Here is a 19,805-nt window from a genome sequence, read left to right on the forward strand (position 1 = left end):
GCTATGGATTGGTTAAAAGGTTAAGCTGACACCGACGAGATATTGTCTCTGATTATTCGGATAGTTGCCGAAATCGATACCGAACGCATTCGTATTGCCGGAAATTTCCGGATCCAGGCCAGTGTATTTCGTGATCGTAAAGATATTGCTTGCCTGTACATAAAACCGAAATCGGTCAACGCTCACCTTCCTAAGGAGGTCAGCCGGCAACGTGTACCCCACGATGAGCGACCGGCATTTAAAGAAGGAAGCGCTTTCCTTATAGAAGGAATTCGGAACGGTATTGGTGCTGAAGGTAGACGCATTTTCCAGTATCGGCGCCTTGGGACTCAGATTAGTGGGAGTCCACGAATTATAGAGAAGGTTCTGGCTCTTGTTTCCCTGGAAGGATGCCCAGAAGTCTGTCCAATACCGGGTATAGTTGATCGCATCGTTGCCGTAGCTGCCGTAAAATACGATCGTCGCATCAAAATTCTTGTACGTCGCATTCAGCGTCAATCCATACGTGAATTTGGGATTGGGATTGCCGAAGAAAGTACGGTCGCTGTCCGTGATCTTACCGTCATGATTCAGGTCGGCGTATTTGAACCGCCCCGGAGCCGCATCCGCCTGGGTCGGTGATTTAGCTACATCATTGGCGTCCTTGAAATAACCGATCACCTGGTAACCATAGAAGGCGCTGATCGGATGACCGACCGCATTCCGCACGAAGTTCCCGATCCGGGTATTACCGGATTCAAAATAGCCGCCTGCACCGGGGATATTCACTACCTCGCTCTTATAGGAAGTAACGATCCCCGTGATGTTGAATTTAAAGTCCCGGTTGACGGTGCCGTGGTAGACGGCCGAAAAGTCCAGTCCATTGTTTTTGACGTCACCGATATTGACATTGGGTACCGTTGCCCCGCCGACCAGGGCCGAGGTCTGATCCTGGAAAAGAAGCCCGTTGATCTTCTTCTGGTAATATTCGATGCTCAGGTCAAGTTTTTTGTTAAGCACAACGGCATCGAGGCCAAAATTGGTGAGCTTATCCTCTTCCCACCCCGTGACAAGACTGCCGATCGAGGAATTGTAAAATCCTTGAGCGGTGCTGTTGCTGGTGCCGTTGATATCATAGTTGGAATTCCCTGGCGTTGAATTGTACTGGGTAAAGGAATTGCTCGGCGGCACGTTTGCATACGATCCCATTTTACCCCAGCTACCGCGCAATTTGAGGTAATTGATAAAGGTCGCATCCTTCATAAAATTCTCCTCCGAGATCACCCAACCGGCTGAAAAGGCTGGGAAGACACCGTATTGCTTATCGGGTCCAAAGGGCGATGCCCCATCCCGCCTGATCGTGGCGCCAAGCAAATACCGGTCGTTATAGGCATAGTCCACCCTGCCGAAATAAGAACTCAGCGTAGCCTGGCGGGCGCCGCTTCCATTGACTTGTCCCGTAGGGGATCCTGCATTCAACACCTGCAGTGAAGGATCATCGGTAAAATAATTGATGCGGGTGCCGAATACGTTCCTTCCGTAATAATTGATGGCTTCAGAACCACCCAGCACCTTCAGACTGTGCATACCCCAGGTATTATTATAGGCCAGCGTATTCGTCCACGTCCACTGGCTGTTGTACCCGCCTCCTTCGAAGAAGCCATTGGAGCCGTTGTTCTCCGCATTCTCATAGGTATGATAAGTATACTGATAGCCATAGAAGTTATCGATCGTGCCTCCAAAGCTGGTCCTGATCGTAAAATGCTTCAGGAAATCCACCTCGCCCCATACATTACCAAAAATGTCCCAGTTATACCCCCTGTTATTGGCGGTTCGCAATTGAACGGCAACCGGGTTGGGCGAATTGCCTAGCTCAGGACCGTTGGAGCCGGCATAATTCCCTTTGATATCGTATACGGGAATGATGGGTTGCTCGCGGTAGTCGTAATTGATGACGTTCTCGCCGAAATAACCGATCTGTGGATTGCTTTTGAAGAAGATGTAGGCATTTTCACCGACCCGGATATTCTTCTTGACATTAAAGATAGTATTGATCTTGACGTCATATCTTTTCAGGTAGGTCTCCAGCAAGGTTCCCTGCTGATTGAAATAGCCGAGCGAAAAATAATAGGTCGACTTTTCAGACCCGCCGCTCATGGCCAGCGTGTGGCTCTGGATGTCCGCAGGACGGAAGAGCTGCTGGAACCAATTGGTACCCTGCTTATTGGCCCTGGTGATCTGGTAAATGGGCCCCTTGCTGTAATCGACATTGTATAAAGCGGGGTTGACAGAGGCATCTCCCTCGTGGGCGCCACCCGGGGTAATATAATCCGGGAGTACGGGGTTAGCTCCCGAACCGTACTGCTGGCTCACCGGAGTCGTGCCGGAATTGATGTCTGCCTTCCACAAGGCGTTTGCCAACTCCTGCGAATTTAACAGGTGGAATGGGTTGCCTCCAAGCGGCCGCTGGGTCCCGTAATAGGCATCATAGCTGACGGTAGATCTGCCGGCCTTCCCTCTTTTGGTTGTGATGACGATAACTCCGTTCGAACCGCGCACCCCATAAATAGAAGCCGCTCCTGCGTCCTTCAACACCTGCAGCGATTCGATATCATTCGCATTAAGATCATGAAGCCCTCCCGGCACACCATCGATGATGTATAACGGATCGGTACTGCCGAAAGAAGTTACCCCCCGGACAAATACATTGCTTGGACCACCAGGCGCACCCGAAGTAATGATGGTCACCCCTGCGGCCTGCCCCTGCAACATCTGCTCCGGGCTGCCCGTCACGATCGCCTTCATATCCTTCACGTTAACGACCGCAACAGAACCGGTAATATCCTTCTTCTTCTGTGCGGAATAACCCGTCACCACGATTTCGTCAAGTGCGGAAGTACTGGTATTCAAGGTGATGTCCCCAAGACTGGATCGACCCGCTACCGGGAGCTCCAGTTTCTCGAATCCAATTCCCGAAATTACGAGAACACTGTTGTCTTTAGGAACGTTGAGGGAGAATTGCCCTTCTGCATCAGTTTGAACGGCTGTCCTGGTGCCTTTCACTGCGACTGTAGCCCCTACCACAGGCTGATTGTCTGTCTTGCCCAGGATTCTTCCGGTAACCGGCTTCTGTGCGAAGACATTGGTGATGCTGAAAAGCAAAAGAAAGGACAAAAGCCACCTTAGTGGATTAGTTTTGAATGGCATAAGCGAGTCGTTTTTCGGTTTTTTGTTAAAATTGAGCCAATATCTAGTGCCCAAATTATTACTAAATGTAATACTATTCCGGTACTATTTTAACAATTCTTTGTAATTTTTCAACCATTTTGCCATTTGTTAAAAATGATTCATATTTAGTGCTAGTTTTCCAGGATGAAATGGCCTAAATATTTGTTGTTGTTGCTGTTACTGCCGGGTTGTGAAAGAAAACCCCGCCCGATCGACGTTCCGCAAAAGCTCAAAACCGCGATGGCGGAATTCCTAAAGAAAAAAGCGGGGCCGGATAGCACCCGCACACAATTTAATGTTGAGGAGGTTGTCTACTTCGAAGACAAAGATTTCTTCGACTGTGAGTTTAAGGTCCGCATGAGGACAAATGAAAAAGATACAACCGGTGAAATGGCCGCGACAATATCGAAAGACTTTTCTCAGGTTACCAGGAAGTGGTGATTAAGAAGTCGCCCACGCCTTATCTCCCTTCTTGTAATCGATACACCCTTCATACTTGCCCGGCACGGCAACATACCGCAGGGCCTTGGTCGCGCCCGGCTCGGACGTAAAATAACCCCAGAGGGTCAACTCCTTCATCATCCGGAAATAATGCGCCGGATCGTCCTTTTTCTTCTTGGCAGTATAGTCCTTCTGCTCCTTGTCCAGGTCGATCAGCAGCTTAGTCCGTTCTTCCGGCGTGCAGTCCATAAAGGACTTGCCATTATTCTTCTGCTTGCAGGCATCATTCAGCTTCTGTATCCCGGCTATAAACACCTTCTGATCTGCCTCAGTATAGCAATCTTTCACAATGATAGCCATAAACTGACCCACCTTCGCATCCTTTGCGCCAGGCGTATCCGTTGCCGGCAGAATGGTCTCCGCCACCTCGTCAAAAAAAGCAATATCGTCAGTGGAGAAATTGGTGCCGGCGCCACCAATCTTTTTTTCCGGCGCGTTGGTACAGCCGGACAGGAAAGCCTCGGCCCCGATAATGGTTCCGCCCAGCAACAAACCAACCCGGGCCAATGCATCTCTTCTGTTCATAATAATGTAATTTAATTAAATATTCCCTTTTTTCAATTCAGTCACGGCAAAATCAGCCGCCCTCGCCGTAAGAGCCATATAGGTAAGAGAAGGGTTTTGACAAGCCGCCGAAGTCATGCAGGCCCCGTCCGTCACAAATACATTCAGCGCATCCCACACCTGGTTATGTTTATTCAACACCGATGTCTTAGGGTCCCGCCCCATCCTCGCCGATCCCATCTCATGAATGCCATCCCCCACAGGATGCCCGTTATCCCAGGAGTGAACTTTTTTTATCCCCGCCGCCTCGAGCATCGCCACGCCCTCCGCTACCATATCCTTCCGCATCTTCTTTTCATTGTTCTTTATCTCCGCATCCATCGAGAGCACCGGCAAACCCCACTTGTCCTTCTTCTCCTTGTCAAGCGTGATCTTGTTATCATGATAAGGCAGCAGTTCGCCAAAACCCGTGATCCCCATCGTCCACTGCCCCGGCTCCGACAATGACTCCTTCAGTCCGACACCAACACTCATCTCCGCTACATCCCGTTGCCAGCCTTCCCGGCTCGCACTGCCCTGGTAGCCAAAACCACGCAGATAGTCGCGCTTGTCCCCAAAAAGGTTCGCAAACCGAACGATATAAATGCCATTCGCCCGGCGACCATAGACATACTTGTCCTCATATCCTTCCATCACACCCGCGGCGCCAAGATTGTAATGATGATCCATGATGTTATGACCCAGCTCCCCGCTGCTGCTGCCAAGCCCGCCGGGCCAGACATCCGTAGCGGAATTCATCAGTATCCAGGCGCTGTTCAACGCGCTCGCATTGACAAAAACGATCTTCGAATAAAAAGTATACGTCTTATTGGTCTCGGCATCCAGCACCTCTACCCCCGTGGCCCGCTTCTTATCCTTATCATAAAGTAACCGCATTACAATGCTATAAGGCCGCACTGTCAGTTTCCCCGTAGCCAGCGCTGCAGGAAGCGTTGAGGACTGGGTACTAAAGTAACCCCCGAACGGACAGCCTTCCCAACAACGATTACGGAATTGACACTGCGTCCTGCCCGGGATAGGCGCCGTAAGATTGGCGCACCGGCCAATGATCATATTCCGCCGCCCCTTGTAATGCTCCTTGATCCGCGCCGCCACATCCTTCTCCACACAATTCATCTCCATCGGCGGCAGGAATTGTCCGTCCGGCAGCTGAGCCAGCCCTTCCTTGCTTCCGCAGACCCCCGCAAACCGCTCTACATGGTCATACCAGGGTTCGATATCCTTATAACGGATAGGCCAATCGATAGCCCACCCGTCTTTTGCATTGGCCTCGAAATCATGATCGCTCCAGCGATAGCTCTGCCTCCCCCACAAGATCGACCGCCCCCCAAGCCGGTAGCTCCGCCACCAGTTGAAAGGCTTCACCTCTGTATACGGGCAATCCACATCCTTCGTCCAGGAATCGATCACGGCCTCCGTGGCGCCCCACGTTCGGGCGATATAGGGCCGGTCTTTCTTCTCCTGCTGCGTCACCTTACCCCGATGGACAAAATCCCATGGATCCAAATTCGCAGTTTTGTAATCCTTGATATGCTCGTAATAAGGTCCGCGTTCCAGCATAAGGGTCGTGAGCCCCTTTTCCGTAAGCTCTTTCGCCGCCCAGCCCCCGCTGATCCCACTGCCGATAACTATTGCGTCATAAGTATTCATAGAATAATTAGATGTTCCCCTTCTTCAGCTCGCTCACCGCATGGTCCGCCGCGCGCGCCGTAAAAGCCATATAAGTCAAGGAAGGATTCACACAATTGGCTGAGGTCATAAAAGAACCATCCGTCACAAATACATTCTTCGCATCCCACACCTGGTTCCAGGAATTCAACACCGAGGTCTTGGGACTCTTGCCCATCCGCGCCGTACCCATCTCATGGATCCCCCGGCCCAGGTAAGGATTGTCACTCCGGCTCTTCACATCCTTCACACCACAAGCCTCCAGCATCTCCACCGCATCGGCCTCCATATCCTTGCGCATCTTCAATTCATTATCCTTCAGCTCGGCGTCGATAGCCAGCACATTCAACCCCCACTTGTCCTTCTTCGTCTTGTCGATCGTCACCTTGTTGTCATGATAGGGCAACGTCTCCCCGAATCCGCCGATATTCATTTTCCAGGGCCCGGGCTCCGTCAACGCCTGCTTGTATTCCTTTCCGATGCTGTATTCGGCAATCTCATGATCATAGCCTTCCCGGCCACCGCCACCCTGGTAACCAAAGCCACGCAGGTATTCGCGCTTGTCGCCGTTGATATTGCGGAACCGCGGAATATAAATGCCATTCGCCCGGCGGCCATAATAATATTTGTCCTCGTATCCTTCCACAATGCCGCTGGCGCCCACTCCAAGGTGATGGTCCATTACGTTATGCCCCAATTCCCCGCTGCTGCTGCCCAACCCGTCAGGCCACACATCGGTCGCGGAGTTCATCAGCACCCACGCACTATTCAACGAAGAAGCATTCAGGAAAATGATCTTTGCCTTGTACTCGTAGGTCTTAAGCGTCTCTCCATCCAGCACCTCTACCCCCGTAGCCTTCTTCGTATCCTTGTCATACAATATCTTGGTGACGATCGACCAGGGCCGCACCGTAAGGTTACCCGTCTTCATCGCCGCCGGCAGCGTGGACGACTGCGTGCTGAAATAGCCGCCAAAGGGACAACCCAGCCAGCATTTGTTGCGGAACTGGCAGCCAACCCTTCCCTCATGCGGAACGGTAATATTAGCCACCCGGCCAATGATCATATGCCGCAAGCCCTTATAATGCTCCTTCAACCGCGCAGAAACGTCCTTCTCCACACAGGTCATATCATAGGGCGGCAGAAAATAGCTGTCGGGCAGATGCGCGATATTTTCTTTCGAGCCGCTGATGCCGGCAAACTTCTCAACATAGGTGTACCACGACTCGATATCCTTATAGCGCACGGGCCAGTCGATAGAGATCCCCTCCCGGGCATTGGCCTCGAAATCAAAATCACTCCACCGGTAGCTCTGACGCCCCCACATCAGCGACCGGCCACCCACATGATAACCGCGGAACCAGTCGAAACGCTTCGTCTCGGTATAAGGGCTCTCACTATCCTTGCACCACCAATCCAGGTTCCATTCATTCAGGGGGTAGTCCCGCTGCAACACTGGATAATCTTTCTTCATCTGCTCGGTGGCCTTCCCGCGATGCGGAAAATCCCAGGCTTCTTTATTCGCACTCACATAATCCTTGATATGCTCGATGTTTTGCCCTCTCTCCAGCATTATCGTTTTCAAACCTTTTTCCGTTAGCTCCTTGGCGGCCCAGCCCCCGCTGATGCCCGACCCGATGACAATCGCATCGTAAGTGTTGTCAGCCATAATCGTTGCCTTATTTTTTTTAGTTAAATATCACAGATGTGCACCCCTTGCTCGAGGGATTTGAGTTTGTCCGGACGGGAAGGGATGAACTCCTGCGCCACATACCCCTTGTAGCCCGTCGCGGCAATACCCCGCATGATCGCCGGGTAAAACAGCTCCTGGGTCTCATCTATCTCATTGCGGCCCGGGACCCCGCCGGTATGATAATGTCCGAAATATTGATGGTTGTCCGTTATCGTCCGGATCACGTCGCCTTCGTCGATTTGCATATGATAAATATCATATAACAATTTGAAATTCTCCGACCCCATCCGCTTCACCAGTTCGATACCCCACTTGGTATTGTCACACATCTGATCCTTGTGATTGATCTTGCTGTTCAGCAATTCCATATGGATGATCACCCCTTGCTTTTCGGCCTGCCCGATTATTTGCTTCAGACCGGTCACACAATTCTTCAGGCCCGTTTCATCATCCATCCCCTCGCGGTTGCCGCTAAAGCAGATCAGGTTCTTATACCCCCCCTTCGCCACCAGGTCGATATGTTCCGTGTAATTCTTTATCAGCGCGGGATGATATTCCGTATGGTTCCAGCCCTTCGTAAGGCCAAGCTCCGCACCATTGCACATGGAAGAATAAATGCCATGTTTCTGCAGGACAGGAAAGTCCTTGGGGCCTACCAGGTCAATGGCGCCGAATCCGATGTTCTTGACGGCTATACAAAGATCATCCAATGAGATGTCACTGTAACACCAGCGGCATACGGAATGATTGATCGTTCCTTTTAGTTTCACCTTATTATTATTTTTTTTGCTTTTTTCCAGCTTCCCGGCTGAAGCCTCCAGTGAAGATAACATTCCCGCCGCGCCGATTGCTGCCGTACCTGCAACGATATTTTTGATAGCGGTACGTCTTGAGGATGGTTTAGACATAATATAGTTCTTTTGATGCATTATACGGCCTGCGCCTGCTGTTTATGAGCAACATACGTTTTACGCCGGACTACATAGATCAACGCAAACACCACGATCAAAATCGCCGGCATGATCGCCACTTTCATAAACGTATTCGAACCCGCAATGGCATCCGCCGACGACCCGGCCCCGGAAGCAACGGCAGCAGCCTTGAAATTCTTATACCAACCACCCATCACCGGAAGGATCAGCGCGGTGGAGAACATCCCCGCCCCACCCATCAGCGAAAGGCCCAGCGCACCAGTCTTCGGCAGGTATTCCGAAACAAAGCCCAGCATCGTAGGCCAGAAAAAGCAGACCCCCATCGCAAATACAAGCGCCGCACCAAATGCCGCATAGCCGCTGGCCCTGCTCAGCAGGATAAGCCCTATCGCCGCTAATATGGCAGAGCAGATCAGCATCCCGTTCGGGTTGAGCCGGTGCACCACCGGTCCCGCAAAGCTCCGCCCCAAGGCCATCACCCCGTTGATGAATACCAACACGAGGATCCCCTCGACACCCGCACCCTGTAGCAAGCCCGGCAGCCACTGGTTCGTGCCCAATTCTGTGGCCGCGGTAAGGAACATGCTCGCCAGCATGATAAGGAACAAGGGGGTCAGACAAGCCAGGAACATTGCCTTCGTACTCACGCCCGATGTCACCCGCTCTGTTTTGGGAAAATCCAGCCGCAAGAACAACAATCCATAGATAATGGCCGGAATGAACAACACCGCGATCAACGCATGCCATCCCAGATGCAGCTTATTCATCATCAGGTAAGCGATAAGGCCGCCGATCACGATCCCGCCGGGAAACCACACATGAAACCGGTTCAGCATCGTTGTCTTATTGTTGGGGTAAAGGGTCACCACCAGCGGATTACAGGCCGCTTCCACCATTCCGTTGCCGATCCCGATACACAGCGTGCCGATAAACAACATCGTCGCATCCTTTGCCGTCAGGTACACCACCACCCCGGCGATATGGCCGACAAAAGCCAGCCCCAGGAGTCTCTTCATCCCCAGCACATCACACAACGGACCGCCAAAGACCATCGCCAACGTGAAACCCCAAAAAGCCGGACTGAAGATCCAGCCGATCTGCACCTCGTCCAAATGAAATTCACTGCCCCACGGTCCCTCCAGGGAAGCCCGGAAGGCAAAGGTCATAGCAGTAAAAATTAGGGCGATGCGACTGGCGAGAAAAAGCTTGTTGGAGTGAATCGTAGTGTTGTTACTCATGGCAAGTGCGGGTTTTACATGTCAACCGGACACAATGTAGCGGAATTTCGTTAAAAAATGAACGAAATAGCATAAAATTGCAATCGATCTTAAATATATCTTACAATCATCTTATATGAATAGAAAATTACGAATGGGGATGATCGGCGGTGGCAAGAACGCCTTCATCGGCGCCGTTCATCGCATTGCTGCCAACATGGACGGACTCATCGAATTGGTTTGCGGAGCCTTTAGCAGCACCCCCGACAATGCACGCGAATCCGGCAAAGCCCTCTTCCTGCCGGACGACCGCATCTATCTTTCCTATGAAGAAATGCTCGACAAGGAGAGCCGCCTTCCCGCAGACAAAAAGATGGACTTCGTCGTCATCGTCACTCCGAACCACCTGCACTTCGCCCCCGCGATGCTCGCATTGGAAAAAGGTTTCCACGTCGTCCTCGACAAACCAATGACGTTCTCTCTCGACGAGGCCAAACAACTACAAAAGAAAGTAGAAGACACCGGCCTCCTGCTTTGTCTCACCCATACCTATTCCGGCTATCCGCTCGTCAAACAGGCCCGCCAAATGATAAAAGATGGCACGTTCGGCAAGATCAGAAAAGTCTATGTCGAATATCCCCAGGGCTGGCTCAGCCGCCTTTCCGAAAAAGACGGTAGCAAACAGGCCGAATGGCGCACCGACCCGAAACGCTCAGGCAAAAGCGGCGCCATGGGCGACATTGGAACACACGCGGCACACCTCGCCGAATACATCAGCGGTCTGAAGATATCGCAGCTCTGTGCCGATCTCAGCATCATGGTCCCCGGCCGCGCCCTCGACGACGACGGCAACGTGCTCCTTCGCTTTGACAACGGCGCCACCGGTGTCCTCTTCGCCTCACAGGTTGCCGCCGGTGAAGAGAATCCCCTGAAGATCCGCATCTATGGCGAACTCGGCGGCATAGAATGGGCACAGCAGGAACCCAATACGCTCTTGGTAAAATGGCTTGATCAACCCACCCAGGTCTACCGCGCCGGGATGGGTTATCTGTCTGCGGTCGCCAAACATAACACCCGCACCCCTGGCGGCCACCCGGAAGGTTACCTGGAAGCCTTTGCCAACCTCTACCGCAACTTCGCCATAACACTTATGGCCCGCATCGACGGTACCACCCCGCCAAAAGAAGCCCTCGACTTCCCCTCTGTCGAAGATGGCATCCGCGGCATGGCCTTTATCGACAACCTCATCCGCAGCAACGAAAGCAAGGAGAAATGGACCACTTTCACCATCTAAAACTCACCATATGCAGACAATAAAAGGACCAGCCATCTTCCTCGCCCAATTCATGGATGATAAGCCACCATTCAATTCCCTCGCTTCCATCTGCAAATGGGCCGCCGGCCTCGGCTACATCGGCGTCCAGATCCCCTCCTGGGACAGCCGCCTCATCGATCTCCAAAAAGCCGCCGAAAGCAAAACCTACGCCGACGAGATAAAAGGCATCGTCCAAAACGCCGGCCTGCAGATCACCGAACTCTCCACCCATCTGCAAGGTCAACTGGTAGCCGTACATCCCGCATATGATGCCCTCTTCGACGGGTTCGCACCGGCAGCAGTACACGGCAATCCCAAAGCCCGCCAGGAATGGGCAGTGCAACAACTAAAATACGCAGCAAAAGCCTCCTTCAACCTCGGACTCAACGCACACGCCACCTTCAGCGGCGCCCTGCTCTGGCCCACTGTCTATCCCTGGCCCCAGCGTCCCGCCGGCCTGGTAGAAACAGGTTTCAAAGAACTCGCCGCCCGCTGGCTGCCTATCCTCAACGCATTCGACGGAGCCGGCGTCGATCTGTGTTATGAGATCCACCCCGGCGAAGACCTCCATGACGGCATCACCTACGAACGCTTCCTGGAGCATACCCACAACCACCCGCGGGCCTGCCTGCTCTACGACCCCTCGCACTTTGTGCTGCAATGCCTCAACTACCTGGAATATATCGATTATTATCACGAACGCATCCGCATGTTCCATGTAAAAGACGCCGAATTCAACCCCACCGGCAAGTCCGGCGTATATGGCGGCTATCAGGGATGGGTCGAACGCCCCGGCCGCTTCCGCTCCCTCGGCGACGGCCAGGTCGACTTCAAAGGCATCTTCAGTAAGCTGACACAGTACAACTATAAAGGCTGGGCCGTACTCGAATGGGAATGCGCCCTCAAACACCCCGAGGACGGAGCCAAAGAAGGGGCGCCCTTCATAAAGAACCATATCATCCGCGTGACGGAAAAAGCCTTCGACGACTTCGCCGGGACAGGCAGCGACGAAAAATTTAACCGCACCGTGCTCGGATTGAAATAACTCTGCATAACTTCACGCACCAAAGAATAAAGACATATGACCAAACAGCTAGTAGCCGCACTCTCCTGCGCCATGCTCATCGCCGCCTGCGGCGGTTCCGGCGACAAAAAAGCACCTGAGAACAAAGATTCTGCCTCCACCACCACGACGGCGCCCGCTAACCCCGCCACCGTCAACCCCACCGCTGACAAGGCCCTCGATCTCATTGGCGCCAGTGATTGCACTACCTGCCACCGGCTTCACAAAGCGCAAGGCGGCTCCACAATCGGCCCCGCATATGACGAAGTCGCCGCTAAATACACAAACGCAGCAGACACGACGGTCGATCGTCTCGTAAAGAAAGTCATCAGCGGCGGCAGCGGCATCTGGGGCACCGTTCCCATGACCCCACATCCGGCCCTGAAACCAGATGACGTCAAGACCATGGTCACCTACGTCCTGTCTTTAAAACAATAATCAACCCGATATGAAAAGATCAGCACTCGCCGGCCGGGGCATCATCCTTTGCCTTATCTTCTGTCTCGCCACGATGAGCTTCACCAACCACTCCTGGCCCGAAAAATTTACAAAACCGACGGTGCTGATCTTTTGTAAAACAAATGGCTACCACCACGCCAGCATCACCACCGGCATCGCAGCCATCAGAAAATTAGGCGAAGCCAACGGCTTCGCAGTAGACACCACCGCGGATTCCACCTGGTTCCGTAAAAAGATCCTGAAAAAATATTCGGCCCTCATCTTCCTCAGCCCCACTGGCAAGGTCTTCGGCCCGAAAGAAGAAGAGGCGCTCAAGGACTACATCCATCGCGGTGGCGGCTTCGTCGGCATCCACGCCGCCGCAGACTGCGAATACAACTGGCAGTGGTACGGCGACCTCGTAGGCGGCTACTTCAAATCACACCCAAAACAACAGGAAGCAAAATTCATCATCGTCGATAAGAACAACCCCGCCACCCAGGGCCTGCCCGATCCGTGGACACACTTCGACGAATTGTATAATTACAAGTACTACGCACCCGATATCAAGGTGCTGATAAAGGTGGATGAAACGTCGTACACCGGCGGAGCCAACGGCGACAATCATCCCATGGCCTGGTACCATGACTTCGAAGGCGGCAGATCCTTCTACACTGCCCTGGGCCACACCGACGCAACCTGGGCCGACCCGCTGTTCCTGCACCACCTGCTCGCCGGGATTCAATATGCTATGGGAAAAAAATAATCCAGCTTTAAAACACTTTCACATACGAGAGCCCGAACGTCCCGCTGTTATAGGTCGGCATCACCACATTCACTGTCTCTGGGTTCGTGTTCTTACCAAAAAGATGCTGCACCTTCGGATACAACCAATAAGCCAGCCGCGTAGACGCAATCCCAAACCCCGCGCCGGCGACTACATCACTAAACCAGTGCGCATCGTTGTACACCCGCAGCAGGCCCGTTGCGGTCGCCATCGCATACCCCGCAACACCATACCATGGGGAGACATCCTTGTACTCCATCCGCATGAACTCCGCACCCACGAAAGCCTCTGCCGTATGCCCTGAGGGAAAAGAGAGATAATCCGAACCGTTGGGCCTCTGCTCGTGCGACCAGCTCTTCACCGTGAAGACCGACCCATTGGCAATGATATTGGCCATCACGAGGATGATCGTTCTGTCCTTGAAATTATGCGCTCCATGGATACCGGCGGCGTTGAGCGCATACACCGACAGGGTCGGCGCGAATTGCAGATAATTGTCGAGGTGAAAAAGGCTGTGCGGATTATCCTGCCATATCTGCTCCTTCACATCCGCGTTGACCTTCTGCAGGGTTCCGTTATGAACGGCAGTAGCCCCATAAGCGATCATCGCCGCAGGCAGAATAAAGGATTGATAGGGAAATGGCTGTTTGTAGGTAAGCCCCTTATGCCAGTCAATGTGCGGCACCGTATCAGGCGTCGATCCCCAAACCGGCCTGAAACTAACCTCCCTGATCGTATCGCCATATCCACTGGTCCTGATACCCTGCGCCTTTCCCATTTGACATATCCAGCCCAGGCATATTACTACGGTTGCGAGTCTCTTCATAGTTAAAAGTAAAGCACCGGGGATGGCTTATTCCCAAAAATTAACCCCTCCCCGGTGCATGGCTAATAATTGGCCTTCGGCCCGCGAACCCGTGGTCCGCGGCTGACAGCAAATTTGAAGAGAAATTTTGAAAAAATCAGGCTATAAGGGGTGTTTGCGACACCAAAACCGCCAAATTAACAGGAAATTGGCACTCTCCATCGCCTCCCCGCGGCCTTTTCCCACCATCATCCCACCCCCACATCTCACCCCCCTCGGACTTCCCTGCGCCTCCCCGCATCCCAGCCGCCCCCTCACCCCGGCGCCCGGGCCGTCCACATCGCCGGCAGCTGATACCCATTATGGTATTCTTTCGTCAGGTATTTTTCATTTACATCCCCATCATTAAATCCGAAGGCCACCTTGTCCCAGGATAACCGCTTCCCGCTGCGCAGGCTGATATTGCCCATCTGCGCAACGATCGCCACATGCGCCCCCGCCTCTATCGGACAACGCAAGTCTTCCATCTTCCGGCTCTTCACCACATCGATAAAATTCGCCATATGATTATCCAACCCGTTGTCAGACACCTTTACAAACGGTTTGCTGACTTTGTTCTTGCTCTGCCGTTCCTCTATCACCTCCCAGCCTCCCCGATTAAGCACAAGCGTACCATTATTGCCTATATAGGCAATACCATGATCGCGGCCATAACTGCCGTTGTCGATACCCATCGCATGATCCCACACCAGGTTGAACCCATCAAACTCATATAAGGCCGTCAGGGTATCCGGCGTCTCTTCATACAGATCGGGATAGGCGAAATTCCCCCCCAGCGCCGCTATCGACTTCGGATATTGCGCCTTCATCCCCAGCAACCCGTAATCCAGCAGGTGAACGCCCCAGTCCGTCATCAGCCCGCCGGCATAATCCCAAAACCACCGGAAATTGAAGTGGAACCGGCTGGAATTAAAAGGTCGAATGGGGGCGGGTCCCAGCCACATCTTATAGTCGACGCCCGGCGGCGGCGCCGAGTCTGCAACTACCGCACCGGGTCTCATCCAACCCTGGTAACACCAGACTTTCACCGTCCGGATATTGCCCAACTGACCTGACTGGACAAAGTCGACGGCATCCTTGAAATGCTGCTGGCTACGCTGCCACTGGCCACTCTGCACCACCCGGTTATATTTCTTCTGGGCAGCCATCATCGCCCGGCACTCCCCGATGGAATTACCCACCGGTTTCTCGACATAAACGTCCTTGCCCGCCATACAGGCATCGATCATGATCAGGGCATGCCAGTGATCGGGCGTACCGATGATCACCACATCGACATCCTTTTGCTCGAGCAGCTTGCGATAATCGCCATAGGTCTTTATCCGGCTCGTGTCGATCTTCTTATCCGCAAGGTCTTTCATGCGCTTATCCAGCACATTCCGATCGACATCACAAAGTGCAACGACATTGACACCCGGCAACTTCATCGCAGCAGAAAGGTCTGCCCAGCCCATGCCGTTCAACCCGATAGCACCCACATTTATCTGATCAGATGGCGATACATTGGAAAAAGAAAAAGGCCGGACCCCAAAAGCCGGCAGAAGGATAGCCCCACCCGCCAGGGTCGAGCTTTGTTGAAGGAAAGTGCGACGGTTACTTTTCATATAGAAGCGGCGTAGCTAAGCCACGCCGTCTCAATTTACAAAAAGTTCTCTTCCCCTCGCGCTATTGGCGCTTCAAATAAATGGTTTCATTCGCATTGATCGTCGTTCCACCCGTGGTTTGCGCAACCACCGCGGAAAGCGTGAGCGAATCTCCCTTCAGCGTATAACGAATGCCCTGTCCGGTGGAAGAAGGCGCCAGCGACGATAAGATACCTCCGTTGGGGAAGTACAGCGAGTCACTGTTGATCATTTGGTACTTTGCCGAAGCCGAAGTAGGTGGTAAAGTGGCGGTCAGCGGAGAGCTGATAGAGTCATAAAGGGAGCCGGCGATATAGAAATAAGTCATAAAGGTCGTATCTACGGTGTAGGTCAGCCCCGAGACGATCATGGAGTCGGAAGTGAAATTCACCGTGCCCGCACTACTCTTGGTCGTATAGTTGGCAATGGATAGCGAACTTATCCCAAGAGTGTCCGTCGTAGTCCTTGATTGAACGGACATATGGAGGAATGCCCAATGCCCGACCAGCCCTTGAGAGGAAGTCGAATTATTGGTTTTGTGACAGGCAGTAAGAATTAGGAAAAAAGCGCAGGAGGTCAGTAGGAGTAGTTTTTTAAGCATGGTCTAGCTTTGTGGTCACTAACGTATTAAAGCCTTATTTAGTATGTTTATCACAAAAAGATAAAATCGGCATTATTAACATCTTAATGTCATTAATCCTTTCTATTTTTATCGAAAACCAGTGCCGGCGCCCAAATCGATCTGTTCTATCCTCATCCCCTGTCTTCTTCTCTTCCTCGACGCCTCTTCCCAGGATTCGACCCATACTCCTCCCCCGGCTCCTTATCACGTTCATTGGTTCACGGGCAAAGATCCCGTCGACCTCCTCGACATCGGGCGCAGCATCATCATGCGCCATCCCACCCCACGTCTCGACACAGCGGTCAAACGACCGGGTCACATTTATGCAGGCTTGCTGCCCTCTGCGGAGTATACGCTGCAAACGTCTTTCGCGCTCGATCTGGTCGGTAACCTCGCTTTCTACACTTCGAACGAACCGCTGGAAAATATTTCCAACATCTATCTCAATGGGGTATATACGCAGAAGAACCAAATACTCGTCCCCCTGCAGGGTAATATCTGGAGCAAGGGTAACAAGTACAATATCATCAACGATTGGCGCTATGAGAAATACCCGCAGGATACCTATGGGCTCGGCAGTAAGACCACCGACAGCAACAGCAATTCCATCGACTTCTCTTACCTCCGTTTTTATACAACCCTGCTCAAGACGATCGCCCCGGATTTCTACCTGGGGCTGGGATATAACGTAGACTATTTTTACAACGTAAGCGAAACAGACCCCAAACCCGGTGTGGTCACCGATCTCGATAAATATGGCTTCAATAAGACATCCGTATCCTCCGGGCCCACCATCAATGTGCTCTATGATGGCCGGCGAAATTCCATTAACCCCGATCCCGGCTATTATGCCAACCTCATCTACCGGCCAAACTTCCGCTTCCTCGGCAGCGCATCCAACTGGCAAAGCCTGCAGCTGGATGCGCGCGCATACCGGCGTTTTCCCGCAGGCTCAAATAACATGCTTGCCTTCTGGACATTCGACTGGTTTACCCTGAGCGGCACGCCACCCTATCTGATGCTCCCCACTACCGCTGGCGACACGTATAGCAATTCGGGCCGTGGCTACATCCAGGGAAGGTTTCGCGGCAGGAACATGCTCTACCTCGAATCCGAATACCGTTTTGGCATCACCTCCAACGGATTCCTTGGTGGGGTAGTCTTCGTCAATGCAGCGTCCTTCAGCGAGCCGGTCACCAATCACTTCGAGACCATCAACCCCGGCTGGGGCGCCGGCATCCGCATCAAGCTCAACAAATTCTCTAAAACGAACATTTGCCTGGACTATGGCTTCGGCCTCAACGGCTCCCGCGGCATCTTCGCCAACCTCGGCGAGGTATTCTAATGCCCCCAAGCCACCTATCCCCCACTGCACACCGCAACCTCATTCCTTTGTCCGCCGCCACCCTCCATCCGCTTCACCGCGCACCCTCCGTCCTTTGCCCGCCGCCGCGGCCTCCCCACAACGCGAAAAACCCGTCGCTGAGCGGCGGGTCATCGCTTTCGGCTGGTTACAATGCTAATGCAAGCTCTTTCCCGTCAGCGTCTGGGAATAATCTTCATAGAAAATATTCGCACCCCCCACCGTATCCGTCTTGTAATCCACTATCCGCACCACCCCAACCCCCGGGCTCAGATACGTGTCTACTTCTTCTAACGTAATAGAATGACAATCGGTGATCACCTCGGCATTCCTATAGCACTGGTAGCCATAAACACTTACAGGGTTGGCATAGCCATACTGAACGGATGTGACCACGCACGTCGGGTTGGAATAATCACTCCCCGTGCCCACCTGTCCATCCTGGCTCACGGTCTGAAAAAAGGTATAAGGAGAAAAAGCTGGGCTATCCACTTCGTAAACAGCCGTATTGGCAGGATCAACGGCTATATAACTTCCTACAAACCAACCATTTGGATTATTCACCCCAAGGAAGATGGTCCCCGTGCTCGGGTCCTGGTAGGTGTTCTTGGTGGCCACCATCGTGTCTTTATAGGCCCCGGCAAAAGCAGTATCGTTAAAGGAGGAATCCGTGTAATACCATGTATCTCCCGCGGTCAGTGGAAAAAGGGAATTTGGTCCGTACCCCGCACTGGGGCCCGAGCTATTCTTGTGACAGGCGACGGCGAGTACGGACACAACTGCAATAAGGATAAAAGTCAACGATCGTTTCATAACGAGTAAATTATTTTTAAACGGTGTTATGCAGTCGGCTGCGCCTCGTGCCATAATGTGTGAATTTCGGCTGCTTGTGACTTCCCGTCAACGCCTGAGTTTATCCAAAAATTGTTAAAGAATCCTTAAGACAATACGATATTTCCCCCCTTCAGGTTGTCCCCTTGCTCTCCCACGAACAAGTTCGTCCCGCCACCGCACAAAAAAGCCCCACAACTGGCGCCGCGGGGCCATGTAGGTCGTATAAGTCAGGAAAGAGTAGCTATTCTTTCGTTTATTGACCCAACAAATTTTCTATCCTGGATATGAGCTTTTCGGCTGGCCCGAGCAACTCCAACACTTTTTCTTCATTAAAATCGATAAAATCATCATAATCCCCTGTCTGCCGAAGATCAAACAATCTTGTAAAAAATCTGCCAAGATCCTGATCGATGATATTTGTTCTTATAAAATTCAGACCAAACATTTGTCTGGCGCCCGAATGACTATTTACTTCAACATTATTCGCAGCTAACAGTGCTATCACCGCATAAAAGCAGGAATAATAGAGCCGGTTAACCGCCGTATTCCAAAGCTTATTTGCAACAAGGATTTGCACCTCATCGTATGTCGCCCTGGCTCTATGTATCCGGTAATTTACCAATTCGGCTTTGTCCTGCTCATTCATAAGACAATGCCTTCTCTGGCTATATTTTTATAAAATGGGGTGATCTTATGTTTGGATTCCCATGCCTTCTTGGAAAGCACTAAAGGACTGATAAGCTTTCCGGTTTCAAATTCGATATCATATAAAGGATTGGTAATACTTCTTTCCTTCGGCCCGGTAATAGTATCATCATCCAGCAGGATCAAAAGATCGACATCCGAGTCCTCACGATTTTCCCCTCGGGCATAAGACCCGTATAACACCAATTTGGCAGTAGGGTCTGAAGCCTTGACGGATTCTTTGATCCGATCTAATATGTATGTAATGGCCTCCATATCAGTATAAATATACGCAATTGTCTTAAATAACGCAAGAAACTGATAAACAACAGATTGATAATCCCGCAGCTATCGCTGCGGGGCCTCGTGGGTCGTACAGGATTACCTCCGCTTCGCTCCGGTGATCCTTTACACTTCGGGCCCTTACCCA

18 protein-coding genes are annotated in these 19,805 nt (G+C 52.2%); 6 read left to right on the top strand and 12 right to left on the bottom strand.

Going from position 1 to position 19,805, the window contains the following annotated elements; genetic code table 11:
- Positions 1–12 precede the first annotated feature (12 nt).
- The gene (locus IEY39_RS07395) at positions 13–3,186 is read right to left on the bottom strand and encodes a SusC/RagA family TonB-linked outer membrane protein (RefSeq protein WP_188929995.1); all 3,174 of its coding nucleotides are present in this window, start codon (positions 3,184–3,186) and stop codon (positions 13–15) included.
- A gap of 165 nt (positions 3,187–3,351) precedes the next feature.
- On the opposite strand from IEY39_RS07395, the gene IEY39_RS07400 reads away from it, so the two are divergent.
- Positions 3,352–3,648, top strand: coding sequence for a hypothetical protein (locus IEY39_RS07400; RefSeq protein WP_188929997.1), 297 nt, complete (start codon positions 3,352–3,354; stop codon positions 3,646–3,648).
- Here the strand turns inward: IEY39_RS07400 and IEY39_RS07405 are convergent, their stop codons facing one another.
- Genes IEY39_RS07405 through IEY39_RS07425 form a run of 5 tightly spaced genes read right to left on the bottom strand, consistent with a single transcriptional unit; the run spans position 3,649 to position 9,803 of the window.
- Positions 3,649–4,233 (bottom strand): gluconate 2-dehydrogenase subunit 3 family protein, encoded by a 585-nt coding sequence (locus IEY39_RS07405; protein ID WP_188929999.1) that lies wholly within the window; start codon positions 4,231–4,233, stop codon positions 3,649–3,651.
- Between the two features lie 15 nt (positions 4,234–4,248).
- A complete protein-coding gene (locus IEY39_RS07410) occupies positions 4,249–5,922 on the bottom strand; it encodes a GMC oxidoreductase (RefSeq protein WP_188930000.1) in 1,674 nt (557 codons plus the stop codon).
- A gap of 7 nt (positions 5,923–5,929) precedes the next feature.
- Positions 5,930–7,609, bottom strand: coding sequence for a GMC oxidoreductase (locus IEY39_RS07415; protein WP_188930003.1), 1,680 nt, complete (start codon positions 7,607–7,609; stop codon positions 5,930–5,932).
- Positions 7,610–7,632: 23 nt separating this feature from the next.
- Positions 7,633–8,541 carry a hydroxypyruvate isomerase family protein gene (locus tag IEY39_RS07420; protein WP_188930005.1) on the bottom strand — a complete coding sequence of 303 codons (909 nt, stop codon included), beginning with the start codon at positions 8,539–8,541 and terminating at the stop codon, positions 7,633–7,635.
- A gap of 20 nt (positions 8,542–8,561) precedes the next feature.
- The gene (locus tag IEY39_RS07425; RefSeq protein ID WP_188930006.1) at positions 8,562–9,803 is read right to left on the bottom strand and encodes an MFS transporter; all 1,242 of its coding nucleotides are present in this window, start codon (positions 9,801–9,803) and stop codon (positions 8,562–8,564) included.
- A gap of 115 nt (positions 9,804–9,918) precedes the next feature.
- Between IEY39_RS07425 and IEY39_RS07430 the strand changes: the two genes are divergently transcribed.
- From IEY39_RS07430 to IEY39_RS07445, 4 genes are read left to right on the top strand one after another with little or no spacing between them, the layout of a single operon-like run.
- Positions 9,919–11,076 carry a Gfo/Idh/MocA family protein gene (locus IEY39_RS07430; protein WP_188930008.1) on the top strand — a complete coding sequence of 386 codons (1,158 nt, stop codon included), beginning with the start codon at positions 9,919–9,921 and terminating at the stop codon, positions 11,074–11,076.
- 10 nt (positions 11,077–11,086) lie between these two features.
- Positions 11,087–12,142, top strand: coding sequence for a sugar phosphate isomerase/epimerase family protein (locus IEY39_RS07435; protein ID WP_188930011.1), 1,056 nt, complete (start codon positions 11,087–11,089; stop codon positions 12,140–12,142).
- A gap of 36 nt (positions 12,143–12,178) precedes the next feature.
- Complete coding sequence (locus IEY39_RS07440; protein ID WP_188930013.1) at positions 12,179–12,598, top strand: c-type cytochrome; 420 nt, start codon at positions 12,179–12,181, stop codon at positions 12,596–12,598.
- A gap of 10 nt (positions 12,599–12,608) precedes the next feature.
- Positions 12,609–13,364, top strand: a complete 756-nt coding sequence (locus IEY39_RS07445; RefSeq protein WP_229688812.1) for a ThuA domain-containing protein — start codon at positions 12,609–12,611, stop codon at positions 13,362–13,364.
- Positions 13,365–13,371: 7 nt separating this feature from the next.
- Here IEY39_RS07445 and IEY39_RS07450 read toward each other — a convergent pair whose 3' ends face one another.
- The 3 genes from IEY39_RS07450 to IEY39_RS07460 form a co-directional block, all read right to left on the bottom strand.
- The gene (locus tag IEY39_RS07450) at positions 13,372–14,211 is read right to left on the bottom strand and encodes a phosphatase PAP2 family protein (protein ID WP_188930015.1); all 840 of its coding nucleotides are present in this window, start codon (positions 14,209–14,211) and stop codon (positions 13,372–13,374) included.
- A 293-nt stretch (positions 14,212–14,504) separates the two neighbouring features.
- A complete protein-coding gene (locus IEY39_RS07455; protein WP_188930017.1) occupies positions 14,505–15,854 on the bottom strand; it encodes a Gfo/Idh/MocA family protein in 1,350 nt (449 codons plus the stop codon).
- 61 nt (positions 15,855–15,915) lie between these two features.
- Positions 15,916–16,353 carry a hypothetical protein gene (locus tag IEY39_RS07460; protein WP_188930019.1) on the bottom strand — a complete coding sequence of 146 codons (438 nt, stop codon included), beginning with the start codon at positions 16,351–16,353 and terminating at the stop codon, positions 15,916–15,918.
- Positions 16,354–16,594: 241 nt separating this feature from the next.
- Here IEY39_RS07460 and IEY39_RS07465 point away from each other — a divergent pair, with 241 nt between their 5' ends.
- Positions 16,595–17,839, top strand: a complete 1,245-nt coding sequence (locus IEY39_RS07465) for a BamA/TamA family outer membrane protein (protein WP_188930021.1) — start codon at positions 16,595–16,597, stop codon at positions 17,837–17,839.
- A gap of 174 nt (positions 17,840–18,013) precedes the next feature.
- Here IEY39_RS07465 and IEY39_RS07470 read toward each other — a convergent pair whose 3' ends face one another.
- The 3 genes from IEY39_RS07470 to IEY39_RS07480 all read right to left on the bottom strand — a co-directional run bounded on the left by IEY39_RS07470 (position 18,014) and on the right by IEY39_RS07480 (position 19,651).
- Positions 18,014–18,670 (bottom strand): hypothetical protein, encoded by a 657-nt coding sequence (locus tag IEY39_RS07470; protein WP_188930023.1) that lies wholly within the window; start codon positions 18,668–18,670, stop codon positions 18,014–18,016.
- 274 nt (positions 18,671–18,944) lie between these two features.
- Positions 18,945–19,337 (bottom strand): HEPN domain-containing protein, encoded by a 393-nt coding sequence (locus IEY39_RS07475; protein ID WP_188930025.1) that lies wholly within the window; start codon positions 19,335–19,337, stop codon positions 18,945–18,947.
- On the bottom strand, positions 19,334–19,651 hold the full coding sequence (locus IEY39_RS07480; RefSeq protein ID WP_188930027.1) for a nucleotidyltransferase domain-containing protein: 318 nt from the start codon (positions 19,649–19,651) through the stop codon (positions 19,334–19,336). Before IEY39_RS07480 ends, IEY39_RS07475 begins: the two co-directional genes overlap by 4 nt.
- Positions 19,652–19,805: the final 154 nt, after the last annotated feature.

Origin of the sequence: Puia dinghuensis, from assembly GCF_014642875.1 — a bacterium.
Lineage (GTDB): Bacteria > Bacteroidota > Bacteroidia > Chitinophagales > Chitinophagaceae > Puia > Puia dinghuensis.